Source organism: uncultured Sphaerotilus sp., assembly GCF_963924895.1.
In the GTDB taxonomy this organism is placed as follows: Bacteria; Pseudomonadota; Gammaproteobacteria; order Burkholderiales; family Burkholderiaceae_C; genus Sphaerotilus.
In genome coordinates, this window is sequence record NZ_CAWURG010000069.1 from 1 (window position 1) to 19827 (window position 19827).

Annotated in this window: 18 protein-coding genes and 1 CRISPR repeat array; of the genes, 14 read left to right on the forward strand and 4 right to left on the reverse strand. The window is 68.7% G+C overall.

Annotated features, from left to right (window positions below):
- The first annotated feature begins 154 nt into the window (after positions 1–154).
- Positions 155–793: direct repeats of the CRISPR family, unit length 29 nt; unit sequence GTGTTCCCCACGGGCGTGGGGATGAACCG.
- A 68-nt stretch (positions 794–861) separates the two neighbouring features.
- Complete coding sequence (locus AABN02_RS20850) at positions 862–2448, reverse strand: ATP-binding protein (RefSeq protein ID WP_338416833.1); 1587 nt, start codon at positions 2446–2448, stop codon at positions 862–864.
- Between the two features lie 35 nt (positions 2449–2483).
- The gene (locus tag AABN02_RS20855; protein WP_338416834.1) at positions 2484–3086 is read right to left on the reverse strand and encodes a phenylacetic acid degradation protein PaaY; all 603 of its coding nucleotides are present in this window, start codon (positions 3084–3086) and stop codon (positions 2484–2486) included.
- Positions 3087–3165: 79 nt separating this feature from the next.
- Here AABN02_RS20855 and AABN02_RS20860 point away from each other — a divergent pair, with 79 nt between their 5' ends.
- The 11 genes from AABN02_RS20860 to paaZ are packed head-to-tail and all read left to right on the forward strand — an operon-like array spanning position 3166 to position 13414.
- Complete coding sequence (locus AABN02_RS20860) at positions 3166–3969, forward strand: enoyl-CoA hydratase-related protein (protein ID WP_338416835.1); 804 nt, start codon at positions 3166–3168, stop codon at positions 3967–3969.
- Between the two features lie 18 nt (positions 3970–3987).
- Positions 3988–4422 carry a hydroxyphenylacetyl-CoA thioesterase PaaI gene (gene paaI / locus AABN02_RS20865; protein WP_338416836.1) on the forward strand — a complete coding sequence of 145 codons (435 nt, stop codon included), beginning with the start codon at positions 3988–3990 and terminating at the stop codon, positions 4420–4422.
- Positions 4423–4454: 32 nt separating this feature from the next.
- Positions 4455–5768 carry a phenylacetate--CoA ligase PaaK gene (gene paaK, locus AABN02_RS20870; protein ID WP_338416837.1) on the forward strand — a complete coding sequence of 438 codons (1314 nt, stop codon included), beginning with the start codon at positions 4455–4457 and terminating at the stop codon, positions 5766–5768.
- 23 nt (positions 5769–5791) lie between these two features.
- A complete protein-coding gene (paaA, locus tag AABN02_RS20875; RefSeq protein ID WP_338416838.1) occupies positions 5792–6805 on the forward strand; it encodes a 1,2-phenylacetyl-CoA epoxidase subunit PaaA in 1014 nt (337 codons plus the stop codon).
- Positions 6802–7116: a 1,2-phenylacetyl-CoA epoxidase subunit PaaB gene (gene paaB / locus AABN02_RS20880; protein WP_338416839.1), complete on the forward strand. Its 315-nt coding sequence runs from the start codon at positions 6802–6804 to the stop codon at positions 7114–7116. Before paaA ends, paaB begins: the two co-directional genes overlap by 4 nt.
- A gap of 19 nt (positions 7117–7135) precedes the next feature.
- A complete protein-coding gene (gene paaC / locus AABN02_RS20885) occupies positions 7136–7924 on the forward strand; it encodes a 1,2-phenylacetyl-CoA epoxidase subunit PaaC (protein WP_338416840.1) in 789 nt (262 codons plus the stop codon).
- On the forward strand, positions 7921–8448 hold the full coding sequence (gene paaD, locus AABN02_RS20890) for a 1,2-phenylacetyl-CoA epoxidase subunit PaaD (protein ID WP_338416841.1): 528 nt from the start codon (positions 7921–7923) through the stop codon (positions 8446–8448). Before paaC ends, paaD begins: the two co-directional genes overlap by 4 nt.
- Positions 8449–8455: 7 nt before the next feature.
- Positions 8456–9535: a 1,2-phenylacetyl-CoA epoxidase subunit PaaE gene (paaE, locus tag AABN02_RS20895; RefSeq protein ID WP_338416842.1), complete on the forward strand. Its 1080-nt coding sequence runs from the start codon at positions 8456–8458 to the stop codon at positions 9533–9535.
- 29 nt (positions 9536–9564) lie between these two features.
- Positions 9565–10209 (forward strand): TetR/AcrR family transcriptional regulator, encoded by a 645-nt coding sequence (locus tag AABN02_RS20900; protein WP_338416843.1) that lies wholly within the window; start codon positions 9565–9567, stop codon positions 10207–10209.
- A complete protein-coding gene (locus AABN02_RS20905; RefSeq protein ID WP_338416844.1) occupies positions 10206–11351 on the forward strand; it encodes an ABC transporter substrate-binding protein in 1146 nt (381 codons plus the stop codon). The genes AABN02_RS20900 and AABN02_RS20905 overlap by 4 nt, the downstream gene beginning before the upstream one ends.
- Positions 11351–13414 (forward strand): phenylacetic acid degradation bifunctional protein PaaZ, encoded by a 2064-nt coding sequence (gene paaZ, locus AABN02_RS20910; protein ID WP_338416845.1) that lies wholly within the window; start codon positions 11351–11353, stop codon positions 13412–13414. Before AABN02_RS20905 ends, paaZ begins: the two co-directional genes overlap by 1 nt.
- A 36-nt stretch (positions 13415–13450) precedes the next feature.
- Here paaZ and mazF read toward each other — a convergent pair whose 3' ends face one another.
- Positions 13451–13792: an endoribonuclease MazF gene (gene mazF, locus AABN02_RS20915; protein WP_338416846.1), complete on the reverse strand. Its 342-nt coding sequence runs from the start codon at positions 13790–13792 to the stop codon at positions 13451–13453.
- Positions 13792–14034 carry an AbrB/MazE/SpoVT family DNA-binding domain-containing protein gene (locus AABN02_RS20920; protein WP_338416847.1) on the reverse strand — a complete coding sequence of 81 codons (243 nt, stop codon included), beginning with the start codon at positions 14032–14034 and terminating at the stop codon, positions 13792–13794. Before AABN02_RS20920 ends, mazF begins: the two co-directional genes overlap by 1 nt.
- Before the next feature lie 141 nt (positions 14035–14175).
- On the opposite strand from AABN02_RS20920, the gene AABN02_RS20925 reads away from it, so the two are divergent.
- From AABN02_RS20925 to AABN02_RS20935, 3 genes are read left to right on the forward strand one after another with little or no spacing between them, the layout of a single operon-like run.
- Positions 14176–15594 carry a toll/interleukin-1 receptor domain-containing protein gene (locus tag AABN02_RS20925; RefSeq protein ID WP_338416848.1) on the forward strand — a complete coding sequence of 473 codons (1419 nt, stop codon included), beginning with the start codon at positions 14176–14178 and terminating at the stop codon, positions 15592–15594.
- 27 nt (positions 15595–15621) lie between these two features.
- On the forward strand, positions 15622–16590 hold the full coding sequence (locus AABN02_RS20930; protein ID WP_338416849.1) for a MoxR family ATPase: 969 nt from the start codon (positions 15622–15624) through the stop codon (positions 16588–16590).
- A gap of 16 nt (positions 16591–16606) precedes the next feature.
- The gene (locus AABN02_RS20935; protein WP_338416850.1) at positions 16607–19744 is read left to right on the forward strand and encodes a hypothetical protein; all 3138 of its coding nucleotides are present in this window, start codon (positions 16607–16609) and stop codon (positions 19742–19744) included.
- Positions 19745–19827 lie beyond the last annotated feature (83 nt).

A 19827-nucleotide genomic window follows, 5' to 3' on the forward strand; every position in this document is an offset into this window, starting at 1 on the left:
CGACATCGCCGACTACATCGTCAGCTTCTACAACAGCGTGCGTCTGCACTCCACACTGGGCAACTTGCCACCCAATGCCTTCGAGCATCAATCGGCAATCAAACAACCTATCGGGCTGTGCGAAATAACTTGACCAGGACATTGGCATGATGGCGTGTTCCCCACGGGCGTGGGGATGAACCGACCCCCCGCCGCCTCACCCTGTCCGCTGCGGTGTGTTCCCCACGGGCGTGGGGATGAACCGCGCATCATTGGTGCCACCCATAATCGTGACCCGTGTTCCCCACGGGCGTGGGGATGAACCGACTGGCATCCAGCTTTTGACGCTGGCCGTCAAGTGTTCCCCACGGGCGTGGGGATGAACCGGACCGGCGCAGGGACGCAAGCGGCGAGGGGAGGTGTTCCCCACGGGCGTGGGGATGAACCGTCGGCCAGCACCTCGCGCGCCGCGGTCATCCGGTGTTCCCCACGGGCGTGGGGATGAACCGAAAGAACGCCCGATCCTCTTCAGCGCGCCGATGTGTTCCCCACGGGCGTGGGGATGAACCGCGCAGGACTACGACGCGCGCGCGCTGGTGCGGGTGTTCCCCACGGGCGTGGGGATGAACCATCAGGTCGACGGGGTGCGACGTGTCCAGCAGCGTGTTCCCCACGGGCGTGGGGATGAACCGCCCCCGGCTACCGTGACCACGAGATGACCGTCGTGTTCCCCACGGGCGTGGGGATGAACCGCGGGCGATTGCGAAGCTGGTCGGGTGTGCGCCGTGTTCCCCACGGACGTGGGGATGAACCGAACTGGCGGGATCGGCCGCTCGGCGCGCTGAGGTGTTCCCCGCGCCTTGACCGCCAGCCTTGCCCGATTCACCCCGTGATCGTCTCGACCTCGAAACCGACGACATTGCGCGCCGTCCGGCTGAACTCGACCCCGATCAGGTGGACGTCCGCGCCTTGCCCCAGGTACTTCTCGGCGTAACCCTTCTCGCGGATCTGCTGCAGCGCATGGCCTTCGGGCGCGTCCGCCACGACCTTGAACTCGAACAGGAACACCTGTCCCGGCAGCGTCACGGTCAGGTCGATGCGCCCGTGGTTGGTCGCGTCCTCGACTCGCAGGTCCAGCCCCAGTCCGGCCAGGTGGCTGTAGAACACGCTGGCGTAATGGCCCTCGAAGCCGGCCAGCGGATTGCGTCGGTACCAGTCGCTCGGGATGCTGGCGAACAGTGCCCGCAGCGAGGTCTCGATGGCCAGCATGTCCACCTGACCCAGGGCCTCCAGCAGTGTCAGCCGCGACTGCAGCCCAAGGCGCTCGGGCACCCCGTAGCTCGGCAGCAGCACCCGGTTCAGGCTCACCTCGACCTCGCGGTTCGGGTAGCCGAGCGTGAAGAGGATGTCCTGGTTGCGAAGCTGCCGGGTGTCGTGGAGGGTGAGGTAGCCGCTCTGGAACAGCAGCGCGGCCGGCTCGATGTGTTCCAGCTCGAAGCTCATCAGCAGCGATTCGTCGGCCTGCAGGCTCGCCAGATCGGGCGTGAACCACTGCTGCGCGGCCAGCACCTTGACCAGGAAGGTGGGGGTGCCCGTCTCGAACCAGTACGGTTTGAACAGGCGGTTGTCGAACAGCAGCAGCGCGTCGAAGGGGTTGTAGACGCGGGTGCCGCCCCAGTTGTAGCCGTTGTACCAGCGCCGGATCTCGTCGCGGTCCAACCCCGGCAGCTCCGGCGCGAAGACGGTGTCGATGTCCGCATCGGTGTAGCCGCACAGCGCGCTCCAGCGGGCGTCCAGCGTGATGTCCTTCAGGTTGTTCAGGCCCGAGAACAGGCTGACCTTGCTGAACTTGGTCACCCCGGTCAGGAACACGAACCGCAGGTGCTGGTCGCTGTCCTTGAGGGTGGCGTAAAAATCCCGCAGGCCGTCGCGCATGGCCTGGGCCGCCTGCGGGTCGGCGATGTTGTCGAGGATGGGCTTGTCGTATTCGTCGATCAGCACCACCGCCGGCTCGCCTCGGCTGAGGTGGGCCTGGCGGATCAGGTCAGCAAAATTGCCGGACAGGTCGTCCTCGGGCAACCCCTCCGGCCGCGACAGTCCGAGTGCCACGCGGTTGAGGCGCAGGTTCTCGCGAATGCGCTGCGCCAGACCGGTGCCGGCGAGCGAGACACCGCCCGAGAAGCTGATGCGGATGACCGGGTAGCGCCGTGACCAGTCCCAGCGCGTCTCGGCAGCCAGACCTTCGAACAGCGCCCGATTGCCCTCGAAAAGCTCCTTGAAGGTGTCCACCAGCAGGCTCTTGCCGAAGCGGCGTGGCCGACTCAGAAAGAAGTACGTCCCCGACTCGATCAGGTCGATGGCGAGACCCGACTTGTCCACGTAGTAGCAGTCCTCGCTGCGCAGCTTGTCGAGTGTCTGCAGCCCGATGGGCAGCTTGCGGCGGGGCAGTGCGGGGGCGGCGGTGCTCATGAGGTCAGTGTAGCGGCCGACCACCCGAGGCCGACTCAGCCCCGCTTCGTCGCAATCAGCGACTGCACCACCGACCCCTGCAGCCGCGGCCGGTCCGCATCCACCTCGCGCAGCGGCGCGACCTCCACCATCGACGCCATGCACCGCCGCGTCAGCTCCTGGTAGGTGCGGGTGCCTTCGAGCTTCCACGCCACCTCGTCGTCCGTCAGATCGCGCAGCTTGCGTGCCGGTGAGCCGACCACCAGCGTGCGTGGCGCCACCGTCTTGCCCGCCGGCACGAACGCACAGGCCGCCACGATCGCCGCCTCGCCCACCTCTGCCTCGTCCATCACCACCGCGTTCATGCCGACCAGCGCGTCGCGCCGCACGGTGCAGCTGTGCAGCACGGCGCCGTGGCCGATGTGGCCGTTTTCCTCGACGAGGGTGTCCTGGTTCGGGAAGCCGTGGATGACGCAGGTGTCCTGCACGTTCACGCCGCGGTGCAGCACGATGCGCCCGAAGTCGCCGCGCAGGCTGGCGCAGGGGCCGATGTAGCAGTCCGGGCCGACAATCACGTCGCCGATCAGCACGGCGGTGGGGTGGACGTAGGCGCTGGGATGGACGACGGGCGTGACGCCTTCGAGGCTGTAGCAGGGCATGTTGGGGATTTCCAGAGTGGCACGGGGAGGGGATTCAATTTATTCTCTACCGAACGGTCGGTCAATCAAGGAGTTCCCCGTGTCTGAACCACTGCTGCTGCAAGTCCGCGAAGGCCCGGTACTCACGCTGACGCTGAACCGTCCCGCGGCGCTCAACAGCTTCACCACGGCGCTGCACCGCGAATTGTTCACCGCGCTGGACGATGCCGCGGCGGATGCCAGCGTGCGCTGCGTCGTGCTGACCGGGGCAGGGCGCGCGTTCTGCTCGGGACAGGATCTGTCGGACCCGGTGGTCGCGCCGGACCTGACACCCGGCGCGCCGCCGAAGGATCTCGGCCACGTCATCGAACACTATTACCGCCCGCTGGTGCTGCGGCTGCGCTCGATGCCGGTGCCGGTGGTCGCTGCGGTCAACGGCGTGGCGGCGGGGGCGGGCGCGAATCTGGCGCTGGCCTGTGACCTCGTGCTGGCGGGGCGCTCGGCCAGCTTCATCCAGGCGTTCACCAAGATCGGGCTGGTGCCGGACACGGCGGGCACGTGGCTGTTGCCGCGGCTGGTCGGGCGGGCGCAGGCGCTCGGGCTGGCGCTGCTGGGCGACAAGCTGCCGGCGGCTGAAGCCGAGCGGATCGGCCTGATCTGGCGCTGCGTGGACGACGCCGCGCTGCAGTCCGACGCGCAAGCCCTGGCCCAGAAGCTCGCCGCGATGCCGACCGCCGCGCTGGTCGCCACCCGGCAGGCGATGGACGCCGCGCAGGGCATGGACCTCTCCGAAGCGCTCGACGCCGAGTGCACGCTGCAGCGCCACTTCGGCAGCGCGCACGACTACCAGGAAGGCGTGGCCGCGTTCGTGGCCAAGCGCGCCCCGACCTTCACCGACCGCTGAAACACCGTGACCACCACGATGACGACTCAAGACACCGCCGATTTCGTTGGCACCGGGATGATGGCCAACGACCAGGCCTGCCAGGCGCTGGGCATCCACGTCCTGCACATCGCCCCGGGCCGCGCCACGATGGCGATGACCGTGCGCCCCGACATGCTCAACGGCTTCGCCATCTGCCACGGCGGGCTGATCACGACGCTGGCGGATTCGGCCTTCGCCTACGCCTGCAACTCGTACAACGAGCTGAGCGTCGCGTCTGGCTTGTCGGTGGACTTCGTCGCGCCCGGCCGCGAGGGCGACGTGCTCACCGCGGTGGCGGAAGAGGTTTCGCTCGCCGGCCGCACTGGCGTGTACGACGTGAACGTGAGCAACCAGCGCGGCGAGCGCATCGCCGTGTTCCGCGGCCGATCGTACCGCATGAAGGGCCGGCCGACCGTGCCGCCCGCCGCCTGAATTCCGACCGACAAGACCTGGAGACCCTGCCCATGCCCGTGCGCCAACCCGCCCCCGGTGAGCTGGAACCGATCGAGACCGCCAGCCGCGACGAGGTCGCCACGCTGCAGCTCGACCGCCTGCGCTGGACGCTGCAGCACGCCTATGACAACGTGCCGCACTACCGCGCCGCGTTCGACGCCAAGGGCGTGCACCCGAGCGACCTGAAGACGCTGGCCGACCTCGCGAAGTTTCCGTTCACGACCAAGAAGGATCTGCGCGACAACTACCCGTTCGGCCTGTTCGCCGTGCCGCGCACGCAGGTGGCGCGGGTCCATGCCTCGTCGGGCACGACCGGCAAGCCCACCGTCGTCGGCTACACCAAGGGCGACATCGACCGCTGGGCGGATCTGGTGGCGCGCTCGATCCGCGCCGCGGGCGGCCGGGCGGGCGACATCGTCCACATCGCCTATGGCTACGGCCTGTTCACCGGCGGCCTGGGTGCGCACTACGGCGCCGAGCGGCTCGGCTGCACGGTGATTCCCATGTCCGGCGGCCAGACCGAAAAGCAGGTCCAGCTCATCACCGACTTCCAGCCCGACATCATCATGGTCACCCCCAGCTACATGCAGGTGATCGTCGAGGAGTTCGTGCGCCAGGGGCTCGACCCGGTGCAGTCCTCGCTGAAGGTCGGCATCTTCGGCGCCGAGCCGTGGACCGAAGCCATGCGGCGTGAGATCGAGGGCAAGGCCGGCATCGACGCGGTGGACATCTACGGCTTGTCCGAGGTGATGGGGCCGGGCGTGGCCAGCGAGTGCATCGAGTCCAAGGATGGCCCGGTCATCTGGGAGGACCATTTCTATCCCGAGATCATCGACCCGGAGACCGGCGAAGTGTTGCCCGACGGCTCTGAGGGCGAACTGGTCTTCACGACGCTGACCAAGGAAGCGCTGCCGGTCATCCGCTACCGCACCCGCGACCTGACCCGGCTGCTGCCACCCACGTCGCGCTCGTTCCGCCGCATCGGCAAGATCGTCGGCCGCAGCGACGACATGCTCATCATCCGCGGCGTCAACGTCTTCCCGACCCAGATCGAGGAGATCGTGCTGGCGCATCCGCAGCTCTCGGGCCAGTACCAGATCCAGGTCAGCCGCGAGGGCGCGCTGGACCAGGTCGGTGTGCGCTGCGAGCTGCAGCCCGGCGTGGTGCTGAGCGCCGAGGAACACCAGGCCGTCACCCAGTGGGTCACGCACCGCATCAAGACGCTGGTGGGCATCTCGACCAAGGTCGACGTGCTGCCCACCGATTCGATCGAGCGTACGCTGGTGGGCAAGGCGCGCCGCGTCATCGACCAACGCAAGCGCTGAACCCGGCACTGAAAGGAATCCCCATGTACACACAGGCGATGGACACGATGGGCCGCGAAGAAGGCGGCCCCAAGGCGGTCCGCTCGGCCGAGGAAGCGCAGCTCGAAGCGCGCTTCGACGCCCGCATCGACGACGGCGGCTTCATCGAGGCCAAGGACTGGATGCCCGCGCACTACCGCAAGACCCTGGTGCGCCAGATCAGCCAGCACGCGCACTCCGAGATCGTCGGGATGCTGCCCGAAGGCAACTGGATCACCCGCGCCCCGACCTTGAAGCGCAAGGCGATCCTGATGGCCAAGGTGCAGGACGAAGGGGGCCACGGTCTCTACCTCTACGCCGCCGCCGAGACGCTGGGCACCAGCCGCGACCAGCTCTTCGACGCGCTGCACACCGGCAAGGCCAAGTACAGCTCGATCTTCAACTACCCGACGCTGACCTGGGCCGACATCGGCGTGATCGGCTGGCTGGTGGACGGCGCGGCGATCATGAACCAGGTGCCGATCTGCCGCTGCAGCTACGCGCCGTATGCGCGGGCGATGGTGCGCATCTGCCGCGAGGAAAGCTTCCACCAGCGCCAGGGCTACGACAGCCTGCTGGTGATGATGCAGAACGGCACCGAGGCGCAGAAGGCGATGGTGCAGGACGCGGTGAACCGCTGGTGGTGGCCGTCGATCATGATGTTCGGCCCGCCGGACGACCAGTCGCCCAACTCGGCGCAGTCGATGCGCTGGGGCATCAAGCGCATCTCCAACGACGACCTGCGCCAGAAGTTCATCGACGCCACCGTGCCGCAGGCCGAGCTGCTCGGCATCCGGCTCCCCGACCCGGACCTGCAATGGAACGCCGAGCGCGGCCACCACGACTTCGGCACCATCGACTGGGCCGAGTTCTGGCGCGTGGTCGGCGGCGACGGGCCGTGCAACCGCGAACGCCTGGGCATGCGCGTCAAAGCCTGGGACGACGGCGCCTGGGTCCGCGACGCCGCGCTGGCCCACGCCCGCAAGCAAACCCAACCTCTGAAGGCATCCGCAGCATGAGCACGCAGAACAGCACCCCGAGCAGCACCCAGAACGAATGGCCCCTCTGGGAAGTCTTCGTCCGCAGCAAGGCGGGCCTGGACCACAAGCACTGCGGCAGTTTGCACGCCCCCGACGCCAAGCTGGCGATCCAGATGGCCCGCGAGGTCTACACCCGCCGCCAGGAAGGCTCCAGCGTCTGGGTCGTCCCCTCGGACCAGATCACCGCCAGCGACCCGGGCGACAAGGACATGTACTTCGATCCGATGGAGGACAAGGTCTACCGCCACCCGACCTTCTACGTGCTGCCCGAGTCCGTGGACCACATGTGACGCGCAAGGGATCCATGACATGAGCACGCCTTCCATTCAGCCGAGCCGCGACCCTTCCGTGCAGTACCTGCTGCGCCTGGGCGACACCTGCCTGATCCTGGGCCAGCGCCTGGGCGAGTGGTGCGGCCACGCGCCCATCCTCGAAGAGGACATCGCGCTGACCAACATGGCCCTCGACCTGGTCGGCCAGTCGCGCGCGCTGCTGACCCGCGCCGGCCAGCTCGGCGCTGCGGCCGGTGCGCCGCTGCACGACGAGGACCAGCTCGCCTTCCTGCGCGAGGAGCGCGATTACCTGAACGCCACGCTGGTCGAGCTGCCCCGCGGCGACTTCGCCTTCACGGTGCTGCGCAACGCGATGGTCGCCACCTTTCTGCGCCTGATGTGGACGCGGCTGGCGACTTCCAGCGACAGCGAGCTGGCAGGCATCGCCGGCAAGGCGGTCAAGGAAGCCCGCTACCACGAGCAGCACGCCGCCGACTGGGTCGTGCGCCTGGGCGACGGCACCGACGAATCGCACCGCCGCATGGCCACCGCAGTCGACGCACTCTGGCGCTACAGCAGCGAGCTGTTCGACGCCGATGCGGTCGATGAGGCGGCAGCGGCCTGTGGACTGGGGCCGCGCTGGTCGGACCTGCGCGGCGACTGGGAAGCGGCAATGGGCGAGCTGCTGGCCGATGCTGGCTTGCAAGCACCCAAGGCCTCGACCTTCCTGACCACCGGCAAGCGCGGCGTGCACAGCGAGCACATGGGCTTCATCCTGACCGAGATGCAGTACCTGCAGCGCGCCTATCCCGGGGGCGCGTGGTGAGCACGCTGGCGCTGGACGCGTCCGGCGACATCGCCCGCGCCTGGGCGGTGCTGCACGAGGTGCCTGATCCCGAAGTGCCGGCGATCTCGCTGTGCGACCTCGGCATCGTGCGCGACGTGCGGCGCGGCGAGGACGGCGTGCTGGAGATCGTGCTCACGCCGACCTACTCCGGCTGCCCCGCCACGGAGCAGATCGAGCAGGACGCCCGCGCCGCGCTGGTCGCCGCTGGCCTCGGCCCGGTGCGCCTGTCGCTGCAGCGCGCGCCGGCCTGGACCACCGACTGGATCAGCGAGGACGGCCGCCGCAAGCTGCGCGAGTACGGCATCGCGCCACCCGGCCCGGTCGCACCTGGGGCGGACGTGCCGATCCGGCTGGTGCGCCGCACGGCCGCTGTGGCTATCGCCTGCCCGCGCTGCGGCAGTGCGCAGACCGAGCGCCTGTCCGCCTTCGGCTCGACCGCGTGCAAGGCGCTCTACCGCTGCCTGAGCTGCCGCGAGCCTTTCGAACACTTCAAGCCGATCTGAGGCCGACATGAGTCTGCATTTCCACCCGCTGCGCGTGCGCGCCGTGCAAGCCGACACCGAGGAGGCCGTGCTGGTCTCCTTCGACGTGCCCGACGCTCTGCGCGAGACCTTCCACTTCCAGCCCGGCCAGTACCTGACGCTGCGTGGTGACATCGACGGCCAGGACCTGCGCCGCTCGTACTCGATCTGCGCGGGGCTGGACGACGCCGCGCTGCGCGTCGGTGTGCGCAAGGTGCCCGGCGGCGTGTTCTCGACCTGGGTCAACGAGCGGCTGCAGCCGGGCGACACGCTGGAGGTCTATCCGCCGCAGGGCCATTTCACGGTGCCGCTGGACGCGGCGGCGCGCCGCCACGTCGTCGGCATCGCGGGCGGCAGCGGCATCACGCCGATCCTGTCGCTGATGAAGAGCGTGCTGGCCCGCGAGCCGCACAGCACCTTCACGCTGATCTATGGCAACCGCAGCCAGAAGTCCACGATGTTCAAGGAGGAGATCGAGGACCTGAAGAACCGCTACCTCACGCGCCTGGTGCTGCACAACGTCTTCTCCGACGAGCACACCGACACGCCGCTCAACACCGGCCGGCTCGATGCGGACAAGCTCGCCATCTTCCTGCGCGTGCTGGTGCCGGCGGCGTCGATCGACGAGGTCTTCGTCTGCGGGCCGTACAGCTTCAACGACGATGTGGAAACCGCGCTGAAGACGGCCGGTGTCGCGACGGAGCGGATCCATGTCGAGCGCTTCGGCGTGCCGGCCGCGAAACCGGGTGCGGCGCCCGTCCACGAGGTCCGCCCCGAAGACGCCGACAACGCCATCGTCGTCATCATCCGTGACGGTCTGAAGCGCGAAATCGCCTTCCGAAAGACCGATCCCAGCATCCTGGACGCGGCGGCGGCGGCCGGGCTGGACGTGCCGTTCTCGTGCAAGTCGGGGGTATGCTGCACCTGCCGGGCCAAGGTGCTGGAGGGCCAGGTGCGCATGGACCGCAACTTCGCGCTCGATGCCAGCGAGGTGGCTGCCGGCTTCGTGCTGACCTGCCAGTCGCATCCCTTGACGGAGCGGGTCGTGCTCTCCTACGACGAACGCTGAGCTGACCTGAACCGTCAGTCCCCCTGCCTGTGGCCCGCACCCGATCCCCTGCCTACGACGACCAGCGCGAGATGATCCTCGCGCACGCAGCCGAGCTGTTCTCGCAGCGTGGCTACCCGGCCACGTCCATGAACCAGCTCGCCGAGGCCTGCGGGCTGTCCAAGCCGACGCTCTACCACTACTACCGCGACAAGTACGCGCTGCTGGTCCACATCGCCGAGGGGCATGTGGCGCGGCTGGCCGAACTGGTGCGTGCCATCGAAGCCGAAGGCCTGCCCGCCGAGGCGCGGCTGCATCGGCTCATCGTGCGCTTCGTCGAGGAATATGCCGGCGCCCAGCACGCCCACCGCGTGCTGACCGAGGACGTGCGCTTCCTGGAGCCCGAGGACCGCGCGCGCGTGCTGGTCATGGAGCGGCAGGTGGTCGACGGATTTGCCCGCACGCTGGTCGAGCTGCGCCCCGAGTTCGACGCGGCCCACCTGGCCACCCCGGTCTCGATGCTGCTGTTCGGCATGATCAACTGGATGTTCACCTGGCTGAAGCCCGACGGGCGGCTGGGCTACGACCAGATGGCGCCGATCGTGGCCGACCTGTTCTTCGGCGGTATCCACCGCATCCAGATTCCCCCCCAAGCGCTTCCCCACAAGCCACCCCACGAGGAGACACCCCGATGAAACTCAACAAGATCCTGACCCTGCTCGCCGCTGCCCTCGCCAGCGCCGCCGCATTCGCCGACATCAACGTCGGTGTCACGGTGTCCGCCACCGGCCCGGCCGCCTCGCTCGGCATTCCGGAGAAGAACACCGTCGCGCTGATGCCCAAGACCATCGCCGGCCAGAAGATCAACTACATCGTGCTCGACGACGCCTCGGACACGACCGCGGCCGTCGCCAACGCCCGCAAGCTCATCACCGAGCACAAGGTCGACATCATCCTCGGCTCGACCACCACGCCGAACTCGCTGGCGATGATCGACGCGGTCTCCGAATCGCAGACGCCGATGATCTCGATGGCGGCCTCCGCCCGCATCGTCGAGCCGCAGGACGCCAAGAAGCGCTGGGTCTTCAAGACGCCGCAGAACGACATCCAGATGTCGCTGGCGATCGCCGAGCACATGGCCAACAGCGGCGTGAAGACGGTGGCCTTCATCGGCTTCGCAGATGCTTATGGCGAAGGCTGGTTCCAGGAGTTCAGCAAGGCGGCCGAGCTGAAGCGGCTGCGGATCGTCGCCAGCGAGCGCTATGCCCGCAACGACACCTCGGTGACCGGGCAGGTGCTCAAGCTGATGTCGGCGCAGCCGGACGCGGTGCTGGTCGCCGGTTCGGGCACACCCGCCGCGCTGCCGCAGAAGTCGCTCAAGGAGCGTGGCTACACCGGCAAGTTCTACCAGACGCACGGTGTGGCGAACGCCGACTTCCTGCGCGTGGGCGGCAAGGACGTGGAAGGCACCTACCTGCCGGCCGGCCCCGTGCTGGTGGCCAGCCAGTTGCCCGCCAGCCACCCGGTCAAGAAGTCGGCGGCGGCCTATGTCGCCGCCTATGAAGCGGCCTACGGCGCGGGCACCGTCTCGACCTTCGGCGGCCACGCCTGGGACAGCGGCGTGTTGATGGCCGCGGCCGTGCCCGCCGCGCTGAAGAAGGCGCAGCCGGGAACGCCGGCCTTCCGTGCCGCGCTGCGCGACGCGCTGGAGCAGGTCAAGGAAGTGCCGGGCGCGCATGGCATCTTCAACATGTCCGCCACCGACCACCTCGGCCTCGACCAGCGCGCCCGCGTGATGGTCAAGATCGAGAACGGTACCTGGAAGCTGGCCCAGTGATGGCACCCACGCTGCAGAGCCACATCGCCGGCCGCTGGGTCGGCCAGGACGCTGCGCAGCCGCTGTGCAGCGCGGTCAGCGGGCAGGTCGTCGCGCACACGCACGCCGAGGCGATCGACTTCGCCGAGGCGGTGGACCACGCCCGCCGCGTCGGCCTGCCGAACCTGCTGGCGCTGGATTTCCAGCAGCGCGCGCAGCGGCTGAAGGCGCTCGCCAAGTTCCTGATGGAGCACAAGGAGCCGCTCTACGCCATCTCCGGGCACACCGGGGCGACCCGGGCGGATTCGTGGATCGACATCGAAGGCGGCGCGGGCACGCTGTTCGCCTACGCCGGCCTCGGCAGCAACGAACTGCCGTCGGGCAACGTCGTCCACGAAGGCCCGGTGATCCCGCTGGGCAAGAAGGGCGGTTTCGCGGGGACGCACATCCTCGTGCCGCGGCGCGGGGTGGCGGTCCACATCAACGCCTTCAACTTCCCCGTCTGGGGCCTGCTGGAGAAGTTCGCGCCGAGCTTCCTGGCGGGGATGCCCTGCATCGGCAAGCCGGCGACGGCGACCAGCTACGTCACCGAAGCGGCGGTGCGGCTGATCGCCGAGTCCGGGATCCTGCCGGAGGGCGCGCTGCAACTCGTCATCGGCGGCACGGGCGACCTGCTCGACCGCCTGAACGGCCAAGACGTGGTCACCTTCACTGGCTCGGCGGACACGGCGGCGCGGCTGCGTGTCCACCCGAACCTCGTCCGGAACTCGGTCCCGTTCAACGCCGAGGCCGACTCGCTCAACTGCGCCATCCTGGCCCCGGACGTGACGCCGGACGACGAGGAGTTCGACCTCTTCGTCAAGGAAGTCGCCCGTGAGATGACGGTCAAGGCGGGCCAGAAATGCACCGCGATCCGCCGCGCCATCGTGCCGCGCCAGCACCTGGAGGCCGTCGCCGAGCGGCTGCAGGCGCGGCTGGCCAAGGTGGTCGTCGGGGATCCTTCGGTCGAGGGCGTTCGCATGGGCGCGCTGGCCTCGCACGCGCAGCAGGCCGACGTGGCCGAGCGCGTGGCGATGCTGCTGGCGGACGGCGCCGAGCTGGTCTGCGGCGGCGTGGACGCGGTCCGCCCGGTCGGCGAAGGCACGGCGGGTGGGGCGTTCTTCGCCCCGACGCTGCTGCTGTGCCGTCAACCGCTGGCGCACGACGCGGTCCACGACGTCGAAGCCTTCGGCCCGGTCAGCACGCTGATGGCCTATGACGGCATCGACGAGGCGCTGGCGCTGGCCGCGCGTGGGCGTGGTTCGCTGGTGGCGACGCTGGTGACACGTGATCCGCAGATCGCTGCGCGCGTGATCCCGGAAGCGGCGGCGCTGCATGGCCGGCTGCACATCCTCGACCGCGAATCGGCGGTGGAATCGACGGGCCACGGCTCGCCGCTGCCCGTGCTGAAGCACGGCGGCCCAGGTCGCGCCGGTGGTGGCGAGGAACTCGGCGGCGTGCGCGCGGTGAAACATTACCTGCAGCGCACGGCGGTGCAAGGTTCGCCGACGATGCTGGCCGCAGTCACAGGCGAGCATGTCCGCGGTGCCAAGGTGATCGAGACCGAGGTGCATCCGTTCCGTCGCCATTTCGAGGAGCTGCAGATCGGCGAGTCGCTGCTGACCCACCGCCGCACGGTGGGCGAGGCCGACATCGTCAACTTCGGCGGCATCTCGGGCGACTACTTCTACATGCACTTCGACGAGATTGCCGCCAAGGAGACGCAGTTCGGCCAGCGCATCGCGCACGGCTACTTCGTGCTGTCGGCCGCCGCCGGGCTGTTCGTCTCGCCCGCGCCGGGACCGGTGCTGGCCAACTACGGGCTGGACACGCTGCGCTTCGTCAAGCCGGTGGCCATCGGCGACACGATCCGGGCGCGGCTGACCTGCAAGCGCAAGATCGACCGCAACCGGGTCGATCCGAGCGGGGTCGGGCAGGGCGTGGTGGCGTGGGATGTGGAGGTCAGCAACCAGCATGGGGAGCTGGTGGCGAGCTATGACATCCTGACGCTGGTGGCGAAGAAAGCGAAGGCTGCTGCGGTCTGATCTGCGCGCTCGCGTCCCGTTTGGCGGCTGCCTGCTTCAGCGGATTCCGAGCAGCGCAGCCGCCTTGCTGCGAACTTCGGCCAGTTCCTCCGCGGACACCTGGCCCTTGCGCACGGCCTGCCGCGCCATCCAGTCGACGCTCTTGACCTGATCGGCGAGCACTGCACCCGGTTTCGCGCCCGTGATCCGGACCTCGAACGGATAGCCCTTGATCTGGGTCGTCATCGGGCAGCACAGCATCAACCCGGTCTTCCCGTTGTACGCCGCCGGACTGAGCACCAGCGCCGGACGGTGTCCGGCCTGTTCATGACCGGCCTGCGGATCGAACTGCAGCCAGACGATGTCGCCCGCCTCGGGCACCTGGCGCCTGGATGGCATCAGAACGCCTCTCGGCCGACCGCCGGGCCGAAATCAACCGCGCCGTGCTGGTTCTCGGGGGTGATCCCGGCGAGCAGTTCGTCCAGGTCACAAGGGGCCGGCCGCACCGGGGTGATGATGATGACGCCACCTTCCTCGCGGACGTCCACGGTGTCGTCCAGCTTGAGGTGAGCAGCTTCCATGATGGCGGCGGGCAGGCGCACCGAGGCGCTGTTGCCCCATTTCTTGACGGCGACTTGCATGGGCGGGCTTTCGTGTCGGGCGGATCTGGGTGGGGATTGTGGCGGGCCTGCTAAGTTGTCGCAACATTGTCGATACACCGTGATTGCCCGGAATGACGGGTACCGTGGAAACTTTAGAATCCCGGCACAACAGCAGGGGGAATGACGGTGGCGCAGTGCGGGAATCTTGGCATCGGTACGGGCTTGCCATGCCGGGTGTTCGTGTCGTATGCCCACCGCGACGAGATGGACGGTGGCTGGCCGAAGCGGTTCATGCAGGAGCTGAAAAATCTGCTCCCGCTGCTACGCGGTCGCGGCGTTTCCCTCACGACCGAGCAGATTTTCTATGACGCGGACCGACTCCTACAGGTCGAAAGCTGGTCACACGCGATTGCCAGGGCGCTGGACGAATGCGAGGTCTTCATCCTGCTGGTGAGCAGCCACGCGCTGGTCTCCGGGCACTGCATTCCGACCGAATTGCAGACCGTCGTGAAACGCGGAGTCCCTGTTGTGCCGGTGCTCGTGCATCCAACGACGCGCTGGATCGAGCGTCGGGTCTTCGACGATCAGCCGAGACCGACACTGGGAGATTTCCACTCCGGTGGGCTGCCGATGGGTGCTGGCAACAATGTGCAGGCGATCAGTACGTGGCCCAATGTTGAATCGGCTTGGGAGAAAGTCGGCGAGAACCTGCTGACGTTCCTGGAGCGGTTCCTGCCCTGTGAACGGCCCGCGGTGCCGGAGGCCTTGGGCGCTGGTTTTCGCCCGCCGTCCATTGCGCCGGATCTATTGCCGTACTTCTGCGATCAGCAGCCGCTGGAGACTGCCTATCGAAAACTGGTGCGGGACTGGCGAGATCAGGCCGGCTGGGCGTTGGTCGTGCTGTATCGCGGTCATGAGCAAGATGGCTTGACCACACTCGGCGGGCGGCTGCGGTGCAACGGGCTGGTCCCTGTGCTGCCGGCGCTGGGGGAGCGTGGGCCTTTGCACTGGCCGGACCCGGAAGGTGAGGATCTGCTTCCGTTGTGTGTGGCGCGGCTATTCGAGGCGTTGCAACTGCCACCACCTCCACGCCGGACAGAGGCTGCACCTGCCCAACTGGCCGATGCCCTGCGTGGACGCCATAGCACCCCACATCTGCATGGGACGCTCACGCCGAAGGATTCGGGCGCTCTCCTGAAACCGTTCATGCAGTTTCTGGAGTCGGTGGCGGCGTTGGTGGGACCGTCCAGTGCGGGACTGATCATCGACCTGAAACTGGAGATGCCGCGCAAGCACCCTCCGAAAGCCATCCCGAGCCTCGTGGGTTCGACGCCCCCCAGCGGTCAGCGGGTCTGGCTGAGGGAGCTTGATCCGCCTGCGGCGTTGACGCGGGATCATGTGGTCAAGTGGCGAGACGATTTTGATGCGCAGCACCGCGTCTGCCCGGATGCCCTGAACGAGGCGTGTCGCCCCTACTTCGATCCGCCTGCCCGCGCTGCGCTGGACTGGCTGCGGCCCTGGAGGCAGCCGACTGCGCCCGAACTGCGGCTGGGCGATTTCGCCAAGCTTGTCAAACCGCTGATGTCCCGAACGCGTTGAACCTCTGGAAACCCTGGAATTGCGACCATGACCCATCTTCGCTTCAAGGGCAGCGGCCCGATACCGTCCTACCGACCGCCCGCCGGACGGTACAGCGGTCGCCCTGATCTGATCCATCCTGCCGAGTACGAAGCAGGCCCGGATCTGGTCAATGCCGTCAACGTGGCGCTGACGCTGGGCCGCCCGCTGCTGCTGACGGGCGAGCCGGGCACGGGCAAGACACAACTGGCGCGGCGGCTGTCGCATGAGTTGGAGCTGGGCGAGCCGCTGCGCTTCGATGCGCGGTCGTCGAGCGTGGCGGCGGACCTGTTCTATCAGTTCGACAGCGTGCGGCACTTCGCTGAGTCTCAACTGGCGGCGGCGAGAGGGCTGCCGTCGCCGGATCCGAGCGAGTTCGTGCGCTACCGGGCGCTGGGGACGGCGATTCGGAACAGTCTGGCGATTCCTCCCCGGCGCAGCGTGGTGCTGATCGACGAGATCGACAAGGCCCCGCGCGATTTCCCGAACGATCTGCTGGCGGCGGTGGAGGAGCTGCGCTTTGACGTGCCGGAGTTGCAGGCCGGCGAGCTGGTGGCCAACCCCGCGCACGCGCCGATCATCGTCATCACCAGCAATTCGGAGAAACAGTTGCCGGAAGCGTTCCTGCGTCGCTGCGTCTACCACCACATCGAGATGCCGTCCGACGAGGCCGAGGCTCGGGCGTGGATCGAGCGGATCCTGGAGCGCCGGCTGCAAGCGGTGCATGCAGGCAGCGGGAATGCGTATGGCGAGGCGTTGAAGGTGTTCCTCGATCTGCGGCGCAACGGGCGCATCGAGAAGAAGCCGTCCACGTCGGAACTGCTGGACTGGATGCAGGCGCTGGCGAGCCGCATCGACTGGAACGGGCCGCTGCCGCTGGAGGACGCCCGCGCCTGCATCGGGACGCTGGCCAAGACCTCGGGCGATCTCGCGCTCGCGCTGGGCCTGTTGTCCAAGGTGGCGCCATCGGCGGGCTGACGCAGCGCGAATCCCTGTGCAAACGGCTGCCTCCGATTCCGGTTCCGATCTGTTCCTGAGCGACTGGTTCGATCAGCTCGCCAGGGCCGGACTGCGCGCTGGCGTGCGCGAGCGGCTGCTGGCGAACGCGCTGCTGCTGCGGCTGGCGGTGCAGGGGCGATTGCCGGCGGATCGGGTGGAGCGGCTGCGCCTGATCGGGCCGCTGGTGTGCGGGAGTCCGCAGCAGCAGCGGGACTATGCGCGGCTGGTGGACGAGGTGGGGCGTGCGGGCATGGGCGACCCAGCGGAGGCGTCAGGCGGCTGGCGTGGCGCAGGGGATGCGGACGATGCCCGGCGCGTTCGGGTGGCGTGGATCTGGTTTGCCGGCTTGGTGCTGGCGCTGCTGCTCGCGGTGGGATGGCTGGCGTTTGGCGGCAAGCTGCTCACAGGGACTGGCGCGGTCACACAGGAGCCGGCTGCATCTGCGCCTGCCTCTGGCGTAACTCTTCAGATTGGCGATTCCCCCAACGCTCTTGTCTTCGAGGTAAGCGCCTCGGCGGTCCCGCAGCCGGTGTACGTGCCGCAACGCCCGCTGCAGTGGGCCTTGCCGACGCTGCCCGCGTGGGCCGCGCCGCTGCGCTGGTCGCTGGCGGCACTCGGCGGGCTGGCGCTGGCGTTCCTGGTCTGGCGGCTGTGGCGGCACTGGCAACGGCGGCGCCCGTATCTCGAAGCGGCTTACACCGACCGCGACCCGGTGGAAGAACGCCTGCTGCGCGACGCTGAGCAGGAGGTGGCGCCGGTCGGGCCTGCGCCTGCCGTGCTGATGCCGGTGACGCGGGCGTTGCGGCAGCGGATGGACGGCGGCCGGACGGTGCTGGACGTGCGGGCCACGATCGCGGCGACGATCCGGCAAGGGGGCGTGGCGCTGCAGCCGGTGATGCGGGCTGCGCAGGAAACGCCCGAATACCTCGCGCTAGTCGAGCGCGCCAGCAGCGACGACCACCAGGCGCGCTATCACGAAGCGGTGGTGCAGGCCCTGCAGGCGCGGGGCGTCGTGGTCGAGTTGTTCTTCTACGCGCACAGCCCGCAGTACGGCGTCTGGCGGCTCGGTCGGGCGGGAGAGGCGGGCGGCGTGCGGCCGGTGCAGGACCGCGTGAGTTTCGCCAGCTTGCAGGTGCGCTTTGCCCGGCACCGGCTGCTGGTGTTCGGCGACGCCCGCAGCGCGCTCGACCCCGACACGGGCGAGGTGCAGCCCTGGGCGATGGCGGCGCGGCACCACTTCGCCCAGCGCGCCTGGTTCACGCCGCTGCCGGTGGCGAACTGGGCACGCGCCGAGGCATGGGTGGCGGAGGCGGCGGGGCTGGATTTCCTGCTGCTGCCGATGGAGGACGCCGCGCTGACCACGCTGGCCGATTGGCTGGGATCGGGCCGTGCGCGGCTGGTTCAGCACCCGCAGGCGCCATTCCGCTTTCCGCCGCTCATCAAGGGGCAGGAACTCGACTGGGCAGTGCGGCGGGTGGCGCCACCGGACGACGTGCTTGCGCAGTTGCTGCACGAGCTGCGCGGCTACCTGGGGCCGAAGCGGATGCAGTGGCTGGCGGCGTGCGCGGTGTTTCCGGCGCTTGCTTGGCCGCTGACGTTGGCCTTGGGGCGCAAGCTGATCGAGGACGACGGCGAGCGGGCGGTCGGGCTGGCGGCCTTGGGGGCGTTGCCGTGGTTTCGGCAGGGGCGGATGCCGGGGTGGTTGCGCGAGGTGCTGCTGGCGGAGATGGACGATGTGACGCTGGCGGATCTGCGGGCGCAGGTGCTGGCGCGGCTGACCACGGCGGTGGACCCGACCGTGGCGGACGAGGGCGGCGAGGTGCTGGCCCGCATCAGCCGGACCCGCGCCGCGTTGCTGAAACGCTGGTTGAACGGGCGGCGTGGCGTGGCGCGGGATCTGCTGCTGGTGCGCTTTCTGGAGCCGGCGCTGGCGTCGAAGCTGGTGCAGCGGCTGCCGGAGGTGTTCAAGCGCGGTTTGTTCCGGCATGGGTCGGCGTTGCTGGGGTTGCGGGGCTGGGTGGAGGTGGCGGCGGTGCTGCCGTTGCTGGCGGGCGTGGCGGCGTTGCCGGGGGTGTGGGATCGCGTCGGGCCGGGCAAGGAAATGACAGCCGTGGTCGCGCAGCAGTGGCCTGCCGGTGCGGGGGCGGTCAAGGCGTTCGGGGTCAGCGCGGACGGCTGGCTGGTCTGCACCCGCAGCGTGGACGACACGGTGCGGCGCTGGCGGGCTTCGACGGGCGCGGCGATCGTTGGAGACGGCTGGTGCGCCGAGTCGGTGGAATCCACTCGCGCCACCCGTCCCGATGGCCTGCAGGTGGCGCAGTTTGCGAATGGTCGAATCACCCTGACGACTGTTGTTGCCCGCTCCGACACGGTGAGCACGGCCGTTGTGGGGCGCCCTGGGGCTGTTTTGACAAATCAGGCCACGGCGATTTCTTCGACCGAATGGGCACAAGCGGGCATCACTGCGATCACGTACTCGCCGGATGGCCGCCAACTCGCCTCGGCGGGCACCGATGGCCGTATCGTCCTCTGGGACGTCACCACAGCTAAGCAGATCAAGACCCTGGCCACCGGCACGACAGCGTGGCACAGCGTCGCCTATTCCACCGACGGCCAGCGTGTGCTCGCCGCCGATGCGGCAGGGCGCTTGCAGGTGTGGGACGTGCTGACCGGCGATCTGGTCACGGCCGTGACGGCGCCGACGCTGGCCGGGGGCGATATCCAGGCCCGGTTCGCCGCCGATGGTTCCGCCTTGTTCGCGGCGGGCAAGGACGGGCGGGTGCATCGCTGGGGCGCCGCGCCGCCGCAGGCTGTGGCGGTGCTCGGCTGCGCGGTCCCGGACGCCGTGCCACGTGTCGATGCCTATGCACGTACGCTAGCCGATCGCTTCGTCAGTCCGAGGGCGGAGGACAAGCTGCCTGCGCTGGCGCCAGTCGCCTACACGCCCGCGATGTGGCAGACGCTAGGCCACGGTACGGCGCAGCAGATGCCGGCGCCGCGCGAGATCCTCGTTTCCGCCAACCAGCCCGAGGCGCTCGCCATCGCGCAGGCGCTCGCGGCGTGGCTCAGCCAGCAGGTACGTATTCAGCCCCCCGGCATTGACAACATCGTCAAGCCGGTGAAGCCCGGGTAGCGCGCGGAGCGAGCAAGGCTGAGAGTGCACGGATGGACCAACCCGAAGCCCCAGACCGCAAGGCTGCCGCAGTGCAGGACAAG

What these genes read in the sequence shown, in the direction of transcription:
- AABN02_RS20930 (WP_338416849.1), top strand. Translation starts at nt 15,622, where the DNA reads ATGACCCATCTTCGCTTCAAGGGCAGCGGCCCGATACCGTCCTACCGA.
- AABN02_RS20925 (WP_338416848.1), top strand. Translation starts at nt 14,176, where the DNA reads ATGACGGTGGCGCAGTGCGGGAATCTTGGCATCGGTACGGGCTTGCCA.
- mazF (WP_338416846.1), bottom strand. Translation starts at nt 13,792, where the DNA reads ATGCCATCCAGGCGCCAGGTGCCCGAGGCGGGCGACATCGTCTGGCTG.
- paaE (WP_338416842.1), top strand. Translation starts at nt 8,456, where the DNA reads ATGAGTCTGCATTTCCACCCGCTGCGCGTGCGCGCCGTGCAAGCCGAC.
- AABN02_RS20920 (WP_338416847.1), bottom strand. Translation starts at nt 14,034, where the DNA reads ATGCAAGTCGCCGTCAAGAAATGGGGCAACAGCGCCTCGGTGCGCCTG.
- AABN02_RS20850 (WP_338416833.1), bottom strand. Translation starts at nt 2,448, where the DNA reads ATGAGCACCGCCGCCCCCGCACTGCCCCGCCGCAAGCTGCCCATCGGG.
- paaI (WP_338416836.1), top strand. Translation starts at nt 3,988, where the DNA reads ATGACGACTCAAGACACCGCCGATTTCGTTGGCACCGGGATGATGGCC.
- paaK (WP_338416837.1), top strand. Translation starts at nt 4,455, where the DNA reads ATGCCCGTGCGCCAACCCGCCCCCGGTGAGCTGGAACCGATCGAGACC.
- paaA (WP_338416838.1), top strand. Translation starts at nt 5,792, where the DNA reads ATGTACACACAGGCGATGGACACGATGGGCCGCGAAGAAGGCGGCCCC.
- paaZ (WP_338416845.1), top strand. Translation starts at nt 11,351, where the DNA reads ATGGCACCCACGCTGCAGAGCCACATCGCCGGCCGCTGGGTCGGCCAG.
- paaC (WP_338416840.1), top strand. Translation starts at nt 7,136, where the DNA reads ATGAGCACGCCTTCCATTCAGCCGAGCCGCGACCCTTCCGTGCAGTAC.
- AABN02_RS20905 (WP_338416844.1), top strand. Translation starts at nt 10,206, where the DNA reads ATGAAACTCAACAAGATCCTGACCCTGCTCGCCGCTGCCCTCGCCAGC.
- AABN02_RS20855 (WP_338416834.1), bottom strand. Translation starts at nt 3,086, where the DNA reads ATGCCCTGCTACAGCCTCGAAGGCGTCACGCCCGTCGTCCATCCCAGC.
- paaB (WP_338416839.1), top strand. Translation starts at nt 6,802, where the DNA reads ATGAGCACGCAGAACAGCACCCCGAGCAGCACCCAGAACGAATGGCCC.